Genomic DNA, 14,293 nt, shown 5'->3' on the forward strand with positions numbered 1-14,293 from the left:
GTGACAAGTCGCCGCATCGGAGGCAGGGATAGGGCATGACGCCCATGCTTCCCATCATCGCGAAGGCGCGGCGGCGTCTGCGCGGGCCGGCCTGGCTGCGGTGGCTCGGCGGACAGGTTCGGTCGGTCGAGATCCTGTTCGTCGCGCTCGCCATCCTGATCGGCATGGGCGCCGGCGGGCTGACGGTGGTGCAGGGCGCGCTTGCGCGCACCGTGCAGCACCTTCTGTTCGACCTGCCCGAGAACGTCCGGCTGAGCGGAGCGCCACCGTTGCACTGGCCGCAGCTGCTGATGCTGCCGATCGGCGGCGCGGTGCTGGTCCTGTTCAACCGGCTGGTGCGGGCGCGACGACGCTCACTGGTCGATGCGGTGGAGGCGAATGCGCTGCACGGCGGCCGCATGTCCGCCGCCGACAGCGCGGTCGTGTCGGGCCAGACGATCCTGTCGAACGGCTTCGGCGCCTCGGTGGGACTGGAGGCGGCCTATGCGCAGGCGGGCGGGCTGCTCGCGTCCCTGGCCGGCCATTGGCTCAAGCTGCGCCGGGGCGACGTGCGGACGCTGGTCGGCGCCGGATCGGGCGCGGCGATCGCTGCGGCCTTTGGCGCGCCGATCGCGGGTGCCTTCTACGCATTCGAGGTGGTGATCGGCGCCTATACGCCGGCGGCGGTCGCGCCCGTCGTCGCCGCCGCGCTGGCGGGCGCGCAGACCGCACGACGACTGGGTGTCGTCCCCTATATCGTCAACGTCCAGCGCGGTCCGGAAATCCACACGTTCGGCTACCTGCTCTACGGCGGGCTCGGCGTGACGTGCGCGCTGATCGGGATCGCCATCATGCGCGGCGTCGCGCTGATGGAGGCGCGGACGCGCGCGCATCTTCCGGGCTGGTCGCGGCCCATCGTGGGCGGCGCGCTGATGGCGGGGCTCGCGGCGCTGTCCCCGCAGGTGCTCTCCGCCGGGCACAGCGCGCTGCACATCGACATCATGGCGAGCGTGCCGATCGCCTTCGTCGCCGGCATCCTGCTCGCCAAGGCGCTGGCGTCGATCGTGTCGCTCGGTTTCGGCTTCCGCGGCGGGCTGTTCTTCGCGTCGCTGTTCCTCGGCACCTTGGTGGGGCATCTCTATGCCGGCCTGCTGGGCTGGGTCGCGGGCCAGTCCATCCTTAACGCGGGCAATGCGGCGATGGTCGGCATGGCGGCGCTGGCAGTGGCGGTGGTCGGCGCGCCCTTCACTATGACGATGCTGGTATTGTCCGCCACCGGCAATTTCAGCCTGACCGGCGCGGTGCTGGCCGCCAGCCTCGTCTCGTCGACGATCGTGCGCCAGCTGTTCGGCTATTCCTTCTCGACGTGGCGCCTCCATCTGCGCGGCGAGACTATCCGCAGCGCGCGCGACGTCGGCTGGGTCAAGACGCTGACGGCCGGGCGGATGATGCGGCGCCAGCCCAATATCGTGCCAGGCGACACGAGCATCGGCGAATTCCGCCGCCGCTTCCCGCTGGGGTCGACGAGCCGCGTCGTCCTGACCGACGCCGTCGATCGCTACGCCGGGATCGTCAGTCCGATCGCCGCGCATACGGAGGGCCTCGATGCCGCCGAGCCTGTCGCGACGCTGGCGGGCGCGGCCGACATGGCGCTGACCCCCGATCTCGACATCGCGGCAGTGATGCGGCAGTTCGACGCGGCGCAGCGCGACGAACTGGCGGTGATCGACCGCGACGGACATGTGCTCGGCCTGCTGACGGAGGCGCATGTCCGGCGGCGCTACGTCGACGAACTGGAGAAGGCGCAGCGCGAGCTGTTCGGCGAACGCTGAACGCCACGGACGCAACGCGGCGATCGCGCGTGCATCGGGGTCGGCGTACGGACCCCGAAGCCTGTCTGTAACGTTGTGTTGCACATCGTCGAAACGAGGCCCGGTTTCGCTTGAAAAGCGTTCGCCGCGGGCCGATATTTCGTCCATCCGGCATTCGGCCGGACAAAGGAGTTCTGGATACCATGGCAAACTGGTCCGACCCCCGGCAGAGCGCCGCGCCGTTCGGTGCCCCGCGCGCCGGCACCGCGCGCAGCGGCGCCTATGACGCGGGTCTGCGCTCGTACATGCTGTCGGTTTACAATTACATGGCCTCGGGCGTGCTGCTGACGGGCATCGTCGCGCTCGCCTTCGCGATGTCGGGTGCCGCCGCGGCGGTCTTCTCGAACGGCGCGCTGCGCATGATCCTGATGCTGGCGCCGCTGGGTGTCGTGTTCGCGATGAGCTTCGGTCAGGGCCGCTTTTCGACCGGCACGCTGAGGGCGCTGTTCTGGGCCTTCGCGACGCTGATGGGCCTGTCGCTGTCGACGATCTTCCTCGTCTATAGCGGCACCTCGATCGCGGGTGCCTTCTTCGCCACCGCGGCGGGCTTCGCCGGCCTCAGCCTGTACGGCTATACGACCAAGAAGGATCTGTCGGCCTTCGGCACCTTCCTGATCATCGGTCTCGTCGGTCTGATCGTCGCCAGCCTGATCAACCTGTTCCTGCAGTCGGGGCCGCTGAACCTGGTGATCAGCTTCATCGGCGTGCTGCTGTTCGCCGGCCTTACCGCCTATGACACGCAGCGCACCAAGAGCCTGTATTTCCAGGTCGCCGGCACGGACATGGTCGGTAAGGTCGTGGTGCTGTCGGCGCTGTCGCTGTACCTCGACTTCATCAACATGTTTCTGTTCGTGCTGCGGCTGTTCGGTTCGCAGCGCAACTGATCCCGGCACAGGCGGTCGGTCCCCCGGGACCCGATCGACGAAGGGCCCGGCGGCGAACCCGCCGGGCCTTTTGCATGTCCGGACCATATCGCCCCGACCCCGATCGCGACGGAACGTTAGCCGACAAGCCGTCGTTTCATGCGCAACGTCATTTCGAGGAGGGTGCGATGGGTAACGAAGACACAATGGATCAGCGGGCGCTGGACAGCCTGGCCGTCGCGCCGCCGGAGCCCGACGACCAGGGGCGCGACCCGCGCCAGGATGCGGGTCAGGACGAGTCCATCGCGAAGCGGCTCGAGAAGGATCCCGAGAACCGCGATGCGCGGCTCGATGCGGGACTGGATGAATCGATGGACGCCAGCGATCCGCCCGCCTCCACGCAGCCGATCCACAATCACGGACCGGCGCCTTCGTCCGGCTATGACGAGGAAGCCGAGAAGGCGCGCAGCGGCCAGGCCTGACGTGGTCATCACGCGGCGCCGGGCACCGGACTAGTCCGCAGGCTGACCTTTTGTTGCGTCAATGGCGCATATGATTGCATTTGCGGCGAGTCGAAGCTCGGCTCGTCGCATTGTTTGTTGCGGCGCAGCAGTTTTCGTGATGCTTTTATGACGTCGGGCGGGCGTCGTTCAGGCATTGGTTAACCATCTTGGCGCATGATCCCTATCCGACGACACGAACGGGCGGGGTGACACAATGGGTGCAGCCAAGAAGCCGGCCGAGGGCGCGATGACGCTGGCCGAAATGAAGGAATTCGCTGGGTTCGCCGCATCGACGCAGCGCTACATCCGCCGCAGCCTCGATATCGGCCTGGACCGCGACGACGCCATGGCGCGCTGGTCGCGCGACGTGGTCGAGGCGGCGAGCATCCGCGCGCAGGCACGGCTGTATCGCGCCTTGCCGGAAATCCGGCAGCGCGTGCCGGACGACGCCGATTTGTCGCAGATCGAGCCTTTCCTCACCCCCGTGACGACGCTCGCCGCGTTCGACCTGGGGCAGGGGCGGCTGACCAGCTTCTCCGCCTTCCGCTTCCTGTACGAGCGGCTGATCGGCGCGCAAGTGCGGCCGTGGCTGCCCAGCGCGTTCTGCGGTGCCGCGGCGCTGCCGCATCTGCACCCGGAGGTGCGCCGGAAGCTGCTGCAGTCGATCAGCGAGGCCGCGGCGACAGCATCCGGCTGGTCCAACCGACAGCCGGTCTTCTATCCGAAGTGGGTGGAGAAGGTGGATACGGGCTCCGCGACGCTGTCGCACTGACCGCTCGGAGTTTGATCCACATGCGTGGGGGCGGAACCGGCCCTCGCCCCCACCCGGCCGCCCATCCAGGACACGCTGATTGGGTAGGCCGGGTGGGGGGCGAGGGCCGGCTCTACGCCGATCCAACCTTGCCGGATCGCACGCTAGAACCCGCGCCATCGGGGGGTGGCGACGGTCAGCGGCAGGCGCGCCAGCCGAGCGGGCCGCGATCGGCCTGGTCGAGGTGAAGATGGTCGCGATGCGCGGCGTTATAGTCGGGCGAAAGCACCGTGGCGTAGAGGCTGCAGGCGCCATCGCGCACGTCGTGGAGGAAGGCGGCGCTGGCATCGGACCCCTGCCAGTCGCGCGCGACGGTGATCCGCCGGCCGTCGGCAAGTCGAAAGCCCGCGATGTCGATCGCGTTGGCGCGGGCGTGTTCGCTCCAGGCACCGCTCTCGCGGCCGTAGAGGCGGCGGCACGCATAGCTGCCGAAATGATCGATCGACGCGATCGGCATGCCAAACCGCGCCTGCGCGGCGGGTTGCACGACGTTCCATTCCCATAGTGCCAGAGCCGCCGCGACCAGGCAGGCGATGCCGGGTCCGGCCGGCCGCAGCGCTATCCCTATCGCGCCACCGCGGTCGAGGCGGATCGCATCGGCATAGCCGCAGGTCGCACCGTCGCGTCGTGCCGGCAGGGCGGTATATCGTACGCCGGCGGCGCCGAGCAGCGCGCGGCATTGCGCCGGGTCGGTACGCAGGGCGGCGAGCTTGCGCCCTGTCGACAGGCCGATCGGCGCGGCAAGATCGAGGGGCGTCCAGGGAAGGTCCTGGGGCCGACAGCGCAGCATCGCGAAGCCGACCAACACCGTCGCAGCGGCGATGAGCAGGCCGAGCGCAACGCCGACCACGCGGCGCAGCGCGCGCATCACTGCCGCCGGACGTGGTCGATCGGTTCCCCCGTCACGGGATAACCGGCATCGGCGGGGATGCACAGGTGCGGCACGCCGCCCCGCGTCTCGACGAAGGGGGTGATCGTGCGGATCGGAACGTCGGCGGCATGGGCGCAGGCGTCGGCATAGCTGCCGAATTGGGCCAGCCGTTCCAGATTGCGGCGCGTGGGATAGATGATCGTCATCTCACCCGCGTCCGCCGCCGCCAGCGCATCGGCGGCGGTGGTCCACAACAGGCGGACATTCTCCGTTCCGTCCACCGCGACGTCCGCATCTGCGGGGGGCTGGGCGAGGAAGAAGAGCGTGTCGAATATCCGCATGCCCGGATGGTCGGGCAGCCAGCGCGCGAAGGCGGTCAGCCGATCCGGCGCCAAGGTCAGTCCCTCGGCGGCGAGCAGCCGGTCGAAGGCGGCCCCGGCGTGAAGCTGCCGCCGAACGGCACGGATCACCGCAGGCGCGGGCTTGGGGGTGATGCCGATGGCAAGGCCGACTTCCTCCAGCGTTTCCCGGATCGCCGCGATCCGCGCCGCACCGTCGCTGCCGAGGCCCAGGCCGGTCGCCATGGCGACGTCGCCCGGATCGATGCGCCCACCCGGGAACACCATGGCGCCAGCGGCGAATGCCATGGCTGCCCCCCGCTCCACCATCAGAATCTCGGGCGGTCCAGAGGCGCGCTCGCGCAAAATGATCAGGGTGCTGGCAGGAATGGCAGGGGCGTTCATGACCGCTTCAAACGCATCGGCGGCGTATGTGGGTCAAAGCCGTGGCGCCATGCTAACCCTGTATAAAACATTGATCTAAGATAAAGCTTATGGAGCGCGCCTCGCGAAGGAGAGCGCGGTGCCTCGATATCACTTTCATATCCACGACGGGACCACGATCACTGATCAGGCCGGACGCGAACTGCTGGATCTGGCGGCGGCCCAGCGCGTCGCGATCCGGCTCGCGGGCGAGGCGCTTGAACAGGTCGACGATTTCTGGTCGGGGCACGAATGGCGGATGCAGGTTACCGACGCGCATGGTCTGACGCTGTTCCTACTGGATTTCGTCGGCACGCTCGCGCCGGCTGCGCTGATAGTCCAGCCTGATATCGGATAGAAGGCGCGACGCTGGCGGAGTGGGTGGTGGAGCTGAGGGGAATCGAACCCCTGACCTCTGCAGTGCGATTGCAGCGCTCTCCCATCTGAGCTACAGCCCCGCACTCCGCCCCGGCAAGGCCGGGAGCGACGCCATTAGCGGGGCTTCCCGCCCGATGCAACAGGCCCGCGGGGCCACGTGCGAAAATCTTGCGACAAAGTCCATGCGACGAACCGACGCCGAAAAGCGCCGTTTTGCGTCGTTGTGCGCGCGCAACGATAGGAACGAAGCGGCGACTTTGACGCTTGTTAGGTCCGGACGCAGGAGCGCGGGAACGACGCTCCGCAGCCGCAGGACGACCATCCGAAGGAGACGATCATGGGCTACGAACGCTACCCGCGGGGCACCAATCCGCAGGGCGACTATTACGGCCGCTCCGACACGCAGGACTACGGACACGACTATGGCTCGGGCCGCAGCTACAGCTATTCAAGCGCGCGCGACTATGAAGCCTCCGGCGCCTATGACAACGACCGCGACTATGGTCGGCGCGAATACGGCAACCAGCGTTACGAGCAGCGCGATCGCTTCAATCGCGATCGGGATGCGCAGGGTGGCCGCGGCTATGGTCGCGACGACGCCTATGGCCGCAGCGACGCCTATGGACGCGGTAGCCGCGACGACAGCTACGGACGGGGCAGCCGCGACTGGGGTCAGTCGGACAATCGCTTCGCGCAGCAGAACCGCTACGGCGCCGACCAGGATCGTTACGGCGCGCGGCAGGACTATCATGGCAGCTACGGCCATGACGGCCGCCGCTTCCTGGACGTAGGTCAGAACCGCCACGCCGACGACGACAATTATCGCGGGCGATACGACAATCGCGGCAGCTACGGCGAAGGTCGCAGCGCCGGCCGCCCGTCGTCGCAGCAGGGCGGTTATGGCCGCCAGCCGCAGGGTTACGATTATGATGAGCGCGGTTTCTTCGCCCGCGCCGGCGACGAGGTCCGCTCGTGGTTCGGCGACGAGGATGCCGAGCGCCGCCGCGAGATGGATTCGCGTTACGACGAACGCCACGCCAATGATCGCGAGGACGATTACGGCAATTGGCGTCGCGGCCAGATCGCCTCGCTCGATCGCGACTACGACGAATATCGCCGCGAGAACCGCACGAAGTTCGAGAACGAGTTCAGCTCGTGGCGGACGAACCGTCAGGGCCAGCGCGATTCGCTGAACAAGGTCGAGGAGCATATGGACGTCGTCGGCAGCGACGGCGAACATGTCGGCACCGTCGACAAGGTGCGTGGCGACCGCATCCTGTTGACCAAGAACGACCGCGATGCGGGCGGCCACCACCACTCGATCCCGTCGAGCTGGCTGAAGACGGTCGATGGCAAGGTGACGCTCAGCAAGACCGCGGCCGAGGCCAAGCAGGCATGGCGTGATGAGGAGCGGAACCAGGCGATGTTCGGCTACGGCGACAGCACGCAGGACGGTGGCCAGCGCGACGCGTCGAACACCCGCACCGACCGCACGACGGCCGCGTCCGTGACCGGTAGTCAGTCCACCTCGGGTCAGGCAACGTCGGGTCAGTCCACGACGGGGCAGGCGGACGCAGAGACGTCGACGGACGGAAAGAATCTTAACCGCAGCTTCCCCGGCACTTACTGAGCTCGGGAGATCTGCGCGCACCGGATCCGCAAGGATCCCCAGGAGAAAGCCCGGGGGCGATGTCCCCGGGCTTTTTTCGTAGCGAATCAAAACCTAAAAGATCAGATTGGCTAGAGAAGGAGAATCAGCATGGCACGAGCATGGAGCCTGAAGTCACGCCCGCAGGGGATGCCGACGATGGACAATTTCGAACTGGTCGATCTCGGCCGGCGGGAGCTGGCGGACGGCGAGGTCCGGATCGCCAACAGCTGGTTGTCCGTCGACCCGTACATGCGCGGTCGCATGAACGACGTGAAAAGCTACACGCCGCCGTTCGAGCTTGGAAAGCCGATGCAGGGCGGCGCGATCGGCCGCGTCGTCGAGAGCCGGTCCGACCGCTACAGCGACGGTGACATGGTGCAGCATTTCGCCGGCTGGCGCGATGAAGCCGTGCTGCCCGCGGATCAGGTCCAGCCGCTGCCGCAGCTCGACGTCGATCCGCAGGCCTTCCTTGGCCAGCTGGGCATGCCCGGGATGACCGCCTATTTCGGATTGACCGAGGTCGCGGGCCTGAAAGAGGGCGACACCGTGTTCGTTTCGGCCGCGGCGGGCGCAGTCGGATCGACCGTGGTGCAGATCGCGAAGGCGAAGGGCTGCCATGTCATCGGATCGGCCGGCGGCGCCGACAAATGTGCCTGGGTCCAGTCGCTGGGTGCCGATGCGGTGATCGACTACAAGAGCGGGACGCCGGTCGTGAAGGCCCTAGGCGAGGTCGCGCGCAACGGCATCGACGTCTATTTCGACAATGTGGGCGGCGAGCATCTCGACGCGGCGCTGGCGCATGCCAATGTGCATGCACGCTTCGCAATCTGCGGCATGATCGACGTGTACAACAGCGCGAAGCCGACCGCGCTCCGCTACCTGGCGCGGCTGATCGGCAACCGGGTTCGGATGCAGGGATTCATCGTCAGCGACTATGTCGGCAAGGCGGCGGACTTCTACCGCGACATGGGCGGCTGGCTCGGCGAGGGCAAGCTGCAGCGGCAAGAGACGGTGTTCGACGGACTGGAGCGGGCGCCGGACGCATTCCTGGCGCTGTTCTCCGGCGGCAACACCGGCAAGATGCTCGTACGGGTATGAGCGCTCCCGGCGCCCCGCCCGTGCGGACGGGGTGCCGATGCGGCGAGGGCCTTATACGGCTCCGTTGAACGTATCGCACTGGGCGGGGTCGCCGGTTTCGAACCCGTGCTTCAGCCAATAGACGCGCTGGGCGGACGTGCCGTGCGTGAAGCTGTCAGGCACGACGCGGCCCTGCGCCTCCTTCTGCAGCGTGTCGTCGCCGATCGCGTTGGCGGCGGTCAGGCCCTCCTGAAGATCGGTCGAATCCATCCGGTCGCGGTTCTTCGCGGCCCAGACGCCGGCATAGCAATCCGCCTGCAGTTCGAGACGTACCGACGCGGCGTTGCCCTCCGCTTCGCCGGACGAGCGCTGGATGCGCTGCACCTGATCGGACGTGCCGAGCAGGTTCTGGATGTGATGGCCGAATTCGTGCGCGATGACATAGTCCTGCGCGAAATCGCCCTTCGCGCCGAAGCGGTTCGCCAGTTCGCCGAAAAAGCTGGTGTCGAGATAGATGTCATGGTCGGTCGGGCAATAGAACGGCCCCATCGCCGATTGCGCCGCGCCGCATCCGGACACGCCGCTGCCCGAATAGAAACGCAGGCCCGGCTTCTCGAACCGTGCGCCCTGCTGGGCGAAGATGGCGGCCCAGGTCTTCTGCGCCGACTGGAAGGCGTTGCATGCGGACTTCGCGCCGGCGTCGGTGGTGCAGAGGCGCGTGACCTCCGCGGCAGAGCCGCCGCGATCCTGCTGCGTGACGGATGGCGTACCGCCTCCGCCACCACCGAGCATGCCGCCGATATTGCCAAGGCCGCCGAAGACGGCGAGCAGCAGCAGCACGACGACGATACCGCCGCAGCCGAAGCGACTGCCGATCAACGGCAGCAGGCCGAAGAGCAATCCGCCGCCGCCCCCGCCACCCCCGAAGCCGCCGCCCGAGCGCGCCTCCCCGACGTCGATGTCGTTGGGATCGAAATCGTCGAGGCGCATGGGCAGGTCTCCGTTGTGCTTGCGTCACGAAATGCGCGGGGACGCAGGCGGTTGCAACAGGGCCCGAACGAAGGGCATGACGCACAGCAAAGAACGGAGAATGCGCCAATGTTCCTGAAGGGCAAGACCGCCGTCATCACCGGCTCCACCTCCGGCATCGGGCTTGCGTATGCCCGCGCACTTGCGGCGGAAGGGGCGGCGGTGGTCATTAACGGCTTCGGCGATGCCGACGCGATCGAGGCGGCGCGGGCGGAACTCGCGTCGGCGAGTGGCGCGGGCGCGCTCTACGACGCGGCGGACATGACGAAGCCCGAAGAGATCGGCGCGATGATCGATGGTGCCGCGCGCGAGCTGGGCGGGGTCGACATCCTGATCAACAACGCCGGCATCCAGCACGTCGCCCCGATCGACGAATTCCCGGCGGAGAAGATGGAGGCGATCGTCGCGATCAACATGACGAGCGCCTGGTACGCCATGCAGGCGGCAGTGCCGCACATGAAGGCGAAGGGCTGGGGCAGGATCATCTCCACCGCCTCGGCGCACAGCCTCGTCGCCAGCCCGAACAAGTCGGCCTATGTCATGGCCAAGCACGGGCTGGTCGGGTTGACCAAGACGGTCGCCTTGGAGACGGCGACGCATGGCATCACCGTCAATTGCATCTCGCCCGGCTATGTCTGGACGCCGCTGGTCGAGGCGCAGATCCCCGACACGATGAAAGCGCGCGGACTGACGCGCGATCAGGTGATGAATGACGTGCTGCTCGCGGCGCAGCCCACCAAGGCATTCGTCACGCCCGAACAGGTCGCGGCGCTCGCACTGTTCCTGTGCGGCGATGCGGCGAAGGCGATCACCGGGGCGAACCTGTCGGTGGACGGCGGCTGGACGGCGATGTGACGGCGCCTGGAGTGTGATTCCCTTGCGGGAAACTACCGCCCTGATCCAGCCTTGCTGGATCGTGCACTAGCGCCGCGGTGCGGGCGCCGGGAGCGGCTGTACCACGCCAGCCGACGCGGCCGGCGTCGGCAGTGCAGCCGATGCGGGGGTGGCGGGATTGACGACGGTCGCCGGCCCGCCCGGTCCCGGCGCGACGACGACCGGAGTCGCCGTCAGCGGCGGTAGTGAGGCGAGGTACGCCTTGCCGTGCAACTTCACCGGCACGATCGCGCCGGGATTGGCGGCGGCCACCGCCTGAAGATAGGAGCGTGGCTTCTTCATCAGCTTGGGCTGGTCGAGGCCCGTCAGGCCGGCGATCCGCGCCGCTTCCTTGACGAAATGGATGCAGTTGCGGGTGTTGAGATTGTAATGGCCGTCGCCCGTCTTATCGTCCCAGGCGGCGATGAGCTTGAGCACCGCGGCATATTGCGCGTCGGTCAGCACGACCGAGAATTGCGCGTCGCTGCCGGCGATGTACGTGGGCTTGGAGATGTCGAGCCGACCGGGCACCGTACCCATCAGGATCGCGGGAGTCACCGCCTTCGCCGTGAAGCCGTAATTCGCGTCGACGGGATCGCCACCCGCGTCCGGCACACCCCGCAGCGTGAAGAAGGCATGCGGAAAGCTGTTGCCGAACTCGTGGCTCCAGAAGGTGATCGTCACGGCCGCCCAGGCCGGCGAGGCGCCGACGAGGGCGCCGAGCGTCAGGAGCAAGGCAAGCAGCGGGCGCAGGAAGAAGCGGAACATGGTCGCAATTCTAGCCGATGTCACCGCGCGCGTCAGCCGGCCATGCCGTACGCCGCGACGTCGCTGATCGCATTTTCGCGCTTTTCCGGTCGTATGTAGATCGAGCTCAACGACGGAACCGCCGCCCGCAGCTGTTCCTCTAGCGTCTCGATCAACGTTTCGCCTTCGCCCATGGTGAGGGCGTCGTCGAAGTCCGCGCTGACCGCGACGAAGATCGCATCGGGCGCGGTATGGATCGTGCGGACGTGGTTGACGCCCGACACCGCCGGGTGCGCGGCGACGATGGCGCGCACCGTCTCCACCACCTTCGGATCGGCGCGCTCGCCAATCAGCAGCCCCTTCGCCTCACGCGCGAGGAGCACCGCGACGAGCCCCAGGATGAGCCCGATCACGATCGACGCGATGCCGTCGATCCGCGGGTCGGCGAAAGCGTGGCTCGCCCACACGCCGATCGCGGCGATGACGAGGCCGGCCAGCGCCGCCGAATCCTCGAACAATACGATGAAGCCGGCGGGATCCTTGGAGCGGCGGATCGCCTGCCACCAACCGGCGTCCCCCTTCGATGCGCGGAATTCCCGCATCGCGAGAAACCATGACGATCCCTCCAGCACGGTCGCGATGGCAAGGACGATGTAATTGACGAGCGGATCGGTCAGTTCTTCCGGCTCGACGATATGCAGATAGCCTTCGTAGACGGACACGCCGGCTCCAACCGCGAAGATCAGGATCGCGACCACGAACGCCCAGAAATACAATTCCCTGCCATAACCGAACGGGTGCACGGCGTCGGGGGGACGCTTGGCGCGATGCTGGCCGTAAAGCAGCAGGATCTGATTTCCGCTGTCGACGCAACTGTGCACGCCCTCGGTCAGCATGGACGAGGAGCCGGTGATCGCGGCCGCGACGAATTTCGCGACGCCGATGCCGAGATTGGCGGCGAGCGCGCCGTAGAGGACGATGTTTTCGCGGATGCGCTGCGCGAGGCCGTGGGTCATAGGCGACTTAACGCGGCCGGGGCGCCGACGGTGCCGTGACGCCATGGTGTTGCTGCCCGCGCCGACAGCGGTGCCATGACGACCCGTAGCTGCGGGGCGGCCGCGCTTCGCCGCCTTGGCCCAAGAATGGGAATGCCCGCCGGTGGACTCCACCAGCGGGCACCTTTCCTCCCCAGGAAACTTTCGAAGACGCTGATATCGCCCGTTTCGCTCTACGCCATCCGGTATGGACGCGCGCTGGCGGTCATGATGTGTACCGCATTTGTAGAACAGCGAGTGGGACTGTAACGAATTGACAAGTGGGTCCGCCTAGCGTCAATCGCTCGCGGTCGGAGGGAAGGAATATGGCGGAACGCAAGCTGTTCGCGGGACATGCTGTGCGGCGGGTGCGGCGGCAGGCAGGGCTGACCCAGGCGGCCATGGCCGAGGCGATGGCCATCTCGCCCAGCTACCTCAATCTCGTGGAGCGCAACCAGCGGCCCTTGTCCGCGGCATTGCTGGTCAAGCTCGCCGAATCCTATGACTTCGATCCGCGTGCGCTGACCGCGGGGGAGCCGGGGGGCGGCGAGGCGGCGCTCCGCCGGCGGCTGGCCGATCCGATCTTCGCCGACCTCGAGATCGATCGGAACGAGCTGGCGGAATGGATCGCCGGCGCGCCGGGTGGTGCGGAGGCGTTCGCGCGGGTCTACGATCGGCTCGGCGCGGGCGGCGGCAGCGGGGTCGCGCCGGAGGGCGTCGATCCCGTCGGCGAAGTCCGCCGGGAGATCGAGCGCTGGCGCGGACATTTCCCCGACCTGGACGGTCTGGCGGAGAATCTCGCCGACGAGCTGCGCCTGGGGGCAGGCGACCTCTATGGCGCCATCGCCGAGCGTCTGCGCGTCAAGCATCAGCTGACCATCCGTATCCTGCCGGTCGAGGTCATGCCCGACCTGCTCCACCGCCTCGATCTTCACGCGCGCCAGCTGCAGCTGAGCGAGACGTTGGATCCCGCTTCGCGGACCTTTGCGGCCGCATATCAGCTGGCGCTGATCGAGGCGCGGGGGGAGATCGACGCGCTCGCCAAGGGGGCGGGGTTCGCGGATCGGGCCTCCGAACGGCTGTTCCGGCGCCACCTCGCCAGCTATTTCGGCGCGGCCGTGATGATGCCCTACGCCCGCTTCCTGCGGGCATGCGAATCGACCGGATACGATTTCGAACTGCTGCAACGGCGTTTCGGCGCCGGGTTCGAGCAGGTCGCGCACCGGCTGACCACGCTGCATCGGGTCGGCGCGCGGGGATTGCCGTTCTTCCTGATCCGGATCGATCGCGCGGGCCAATGTTCGAAGCGGTTCGCGGGCTCCAGCGCCTCACCGCTGGCCGAGGCGAAAGGCCGATGCCCGTTGTGGCGCGTGCATCACGCCTTCGACCGGCCCGGTGACCTCGCGGTTCAGCTGGTCGAATTGGAGGACGGCGCGCGCTGGCTCACCGTGTCGCGCACCGTGACGCCGCAACGTCGCCGCTACGGCGCGGTGGTCGCGGAATTCGCGGTCGGGCTCGGCGTGCCGGCCGACGTCGCGGGCGGGCTGGCGGTCGCGCGCGGCATCGATCTGAAAGGCGACGCGACGCCGATCGGTCTCGGCTGCGCCGCCTGTCATCGCGGCGATTGTCCGCAACGCTCTGCTCCACCCGCCGGAAGGCCGCTCCTGATCAACGAGCGGGACCGGGGCGTGTCGGGGTTCACCTTCGCGGGCGATTGATGAAATATATTTACAAAATTACAAACGGCCCGGCCCGATGTTGACTTGGAAACGCGCTATTGGAGCAGTTTTTTCGTAATCCGGCTGTGAAGTGACATACAGAGGCTGCACTTACACAGCGAGGCAG

The 14,293-nt window shown here is 67.5% G+C and carries 14 protein-coding genes and 1 tRNA gene; 9 read left to right on the forward strand and 6 right to left on the reverse strand.

Annotation, left to right across the window (positions count from 1 at the left end):
- Positions 1–44: 44 nt before the first annotated feature.
- The 4 genes from RF701_RS15020 to RF701_RS15035 all read left to right on the forward strand — a co-directional run bounded on the left by RF701_RS15020 (position 45) and on the right by RF701_RS15035 (position 3,988).
- Positions 45–1,811 (forward strand): chloride channel protein, encoded by a 1,767-nt coding sequence (locus RF701_RS15020; protein ID WP_374758659.1) that lies wholly within the window; start codon positions 45–47, stop codon positions 1,809–1,811.
- 182 nt (positions 1,812–1,993) lie between these two features.
- The gene (locus tag RF701_RS15025; protein WP_308815437.1) at positions 1,994–2,734 is read left to right on the forward strand and encodes a Bax inhibitor-1/YccA family protein; all 741 of its coding nucleotides are present in this window, start codon (positions 1,994–1,996) and stop codon (positions 2,732–2,734) included.
- 167 nt (positions 2,735–2,901) lie between these two features.
- A complete protein-coding gene (locus RF701_RS15030; protein WP_210356849.1) occupies positions 2,902–3,195 on the forward strand; it encodes a hypothetical protein in 294 nt (97 codons plus the stop codon).
- 235 nt (positions 3,196–3,430) lie between these two features.
- Positions 3,431–3,988 carry a hypothetical protein gene (locus tag RF701_RS15035; protein ID WP_203308389.1) on the forward strand — a complete coding sequence of 186 codons (558 nt, stop codon included), beginning with the start codon at positions 3,431–3,433 and terminating at the stop codon, positions 3,986–3,988.
- Between the two features lie 175 nt (positions 3,989–4,163).
- On the opposite strand, the gene RF701_RS15040 is transcribed toward RF701_RS15035, so the two are convergent.
- Together RF701_RS15040 and RF701_RS15045 are read right to left on the reverse strand one after the other, a co-directional pair.
- Positions 4,164–4,895 carry an extensin family protein gene (locus RF701_RS15040; RefSeq protein ID WP_308815438.1) on the reverse strand — a complete coding sequence of 244 codons (732 nt, stop codon included), beginning with the start codon at positions 4,893–4,895 and terminating at the stop codon, positions 4,164–4,166.
- Positions 4,895–5,641, reverse strand: coding sequence for an NUDIX hydrolase (locus RF701_RS15045; RefSeq protein ID WP_308815439.1), 747 nt, complete (start codon positions 5,639–5,641; stop codon positions 4,895–4,897). Before RF701_RS15045 ends, RF701_RS15040 begins: the two co-directional genes overlap by 1 nt.
- A 118-nt stretch (positions 5,642–5,759) precedes the next feature.
- Here RF701_RS15045 and RF701_RS15050 point away from each other — a divergent pair, with 118 nt between their 5' ends.
- The gene (locus RF701_RS15050) at positions 5,760–6,017 is read left to right on the forward strand and encodes a DUF6894 family protein (RefSeq protein WP_308815440.1); all 258 of its coding nucleotides are present in this window, start codon (positions 5,760–5,762) and stop codon (positions 6,015–6,017) included.
- Positions 6,018–6,041: 24 nt separating this feature from the next.
- Here RF701_RS15050 and RF701_RS15055 read toward each other — a convergent pair.
- Positions 6,042–6,117 (reverse strand) — tRNA-Ala (locus RF701_RS15055).
- Between the two features lie 257 nt (positions 6,118–6,374).
- Here RF701_RS15055 and RF701_RS15060 point away from each other — a divergent pair.
- Complete coding sequence (locus tag RF701_RS15060) at positions 6,375–7,667, forward strand: DUF2171 domain-containing protein (RefSeq protein ID WP_308815441.1); 1,293 nt, start codon at positions 6,375–6,377, stop codon at positions 7,665–7,667.
- A gap of 129 nt (positions 7,668–7,796) precedes the next feature.
- Positions 7,797–8,786, forward strand: coding sequence for an NADP-dependent oxidoreductase (locus RF701_RS15065; RefSeq protein ID WP_308815442.1), 990 nt, complete (start codon positions 7,797–7,799; stop codon positions 8,784–8,786).
- A gap of 51 nt (positions 8,787–8,837) precedes the next feature.
- Here the strand turns inward: RF701_RS15065 and RF701_RS15070 are convergent, their stop codons facing one another.
- Complete coding sequence (locus RF701_RS15070) at positions 8,838–9,755, reverse strand: neutral zinc metallopeptidase (RefSeq protein ID WP_308815443.1); 918 nt, start codon at positions 9,753–9,755, stop codon at positions 8,838–8,840.
- Between the two features lie 108 nt (positions 9,756–9,863).
- Here RF701_RS15070 and RF701_RS15075 point away from each other — a divergent pair, with 108 nt between their 5' ends.
- On the forward strand, positions 9,864–10,649 hold the full coding sequence (locus RF701_RS15075; RefSeq protein WP_308815444.1) for a 3-hydroxybutyrate dehydrogenase: 786 nt from the start codon (positions 9,864–9,866) through the stop codon (positions 10,647–10,649).
- Between the two features lie 66 nt (positions 10,650–10,715).
- Here RF701_RS15075 and RF701_RS15080 read toward each other — a convergent pair whose 3' ends face one another.
- Positions 10,716–11,435, reverse strand: coding sequence for a hypothetical protein (locus RF701_RS15080; RefSeq protein WP_308815445.1), 720 nt, complete (start codon positions 11,433–11,435; stop codon positions 10,716–10,718).
- A 32-nt stretch (positions 11,436–11,467) separates the two neighbouring features.
- The gene (locus RF701_RS15085; RefSeq protein ID WP_308815446.1) at positions 11,468–12,430 is read right to left on the reverse strand and encodes a cation diffusion facilitator family transporter; all 963 of its coding nucleotides are present in this window, start codon (positions 12,428–12,430) and stop codon (positions 11,468–11,470) included.
- Between the two features lie 344 nt (positions 12,431–12,774).
- On the opposite strand from RF701_RS15085, the gene RF701_RS15090 reads away from it, so the two are divergent.
- A complete protein-coding gene (locus tag RF701_RS15090) occupies positions 12,775–14,166 on the forward strand; it encodes a short-chain fatty acyl-CoA regulator family protein (protein ID WP_210356839.1) in 1,392 nt (463 codons plus the stop codon).
- The last annotated feature ends 127 nt before the right edge of the window (positions 14,167–14,293 follow it).

The sequence above is a fragment of the Sphingomonas sp. GV3 genome, from assembly GCF_031082075.1.
In the GTDB taxonomy this organism is placed as follows: Bacteria; Pseudomonadota; Alphaproteobacteria; order Sphingomonadales; family Sphingomonadaceae; genus Sphingomonas; species Sphingomonas beigongshangi.

Coding starts and splice junctions, on each gene's coding strand:
- RF701_RS15085 (WP_308815446.1), bottom strand. CDS start 12,430: ATGACCCACGGCCTCGCGCAGCGCATCCGCGAAAACATCGTCCTCTAC.
- RF701_RS15080 (WP_308815445.1), bottom strand. CDS start 11,435: ATGTTCCGCTTCTTCCTGCGCCCGCTGCTTGCCTTGCTCCTGACGCTC.
- RF701_RS15020 (WP_374758659.1), top strand. CDS start 45: ATGCTTCCCATCATCGCGAAGGCGCGGCGGCGTCTGCGCGGGCCGGCC.
- RF701_RS15035 (WP_203308389.1), top strand. CDS start 3,431: ATGGGTGCAGCCAAGAAGCCGGCCGAGGGCGCGATGACGCTGGCCGAA.
- RF701_RS15040 (WP_308815438.1), bottom strand. CDS start 4,895: ATGCGCGCGCTGCGCCGCGTGGTCGGCGTTGCGCTCGGCCTGCTCATC.
- RF701_RS15075 (WP_308815444.1), top strand. CDS start 9,864: ATGTTCCTGAAGGGCAAGACCGCCGTCATCACCGGCTCCACCTCCGGC.
- RF701_RS15060 (WP_308815441.1), top strand. CDS start 6,375: ATGGGCTACGAACGCTACCCGCGGGGCACCAATCCGCAGGGCGACTAT.
- RF701_RS15045 (WP_308815439.1), bottom strand. CDS start 5,641: ATGAACGCCCCTGCCATTCCTGCCAGCACCCTGATCATTTTGCGCGAG.
- RF701_RS15065 (WP_308815442.1), top strand. CDS start 7,797: ATGGCACGAGCATGGAGCCTGAAGTCACGCCCGCAGGGGATGCCGACG.
- RF701_RS15070 (WP_308815443.1), bottom strand. CDS start 9,755: ATGCGCCTCGACGATTTCGATCCCAACGACATCGACGTCGGGGAGGCG.
- RF701_RS15025 (WP_308815437.1), top strand. CDS start 1,994: ATGGCAAACTGGTCCGACCCCCGGCAGAGCGCCGCGCCGTTCGGTGCC.
- RF701_RS15090 (WP_210356839.1), top strand. CDS start 12,775: ATGGCGGAACGCAAGCTGTTCGCGGGACATGCTGTGCGGCGGGTGCGG.
- RF701_RS15030 (WP_210356849.1), top strand. CDS start 2,902: ATGGGTAACGAAGACACAATGGATCAGCGGGCGCTGGACAGCCTGGCC.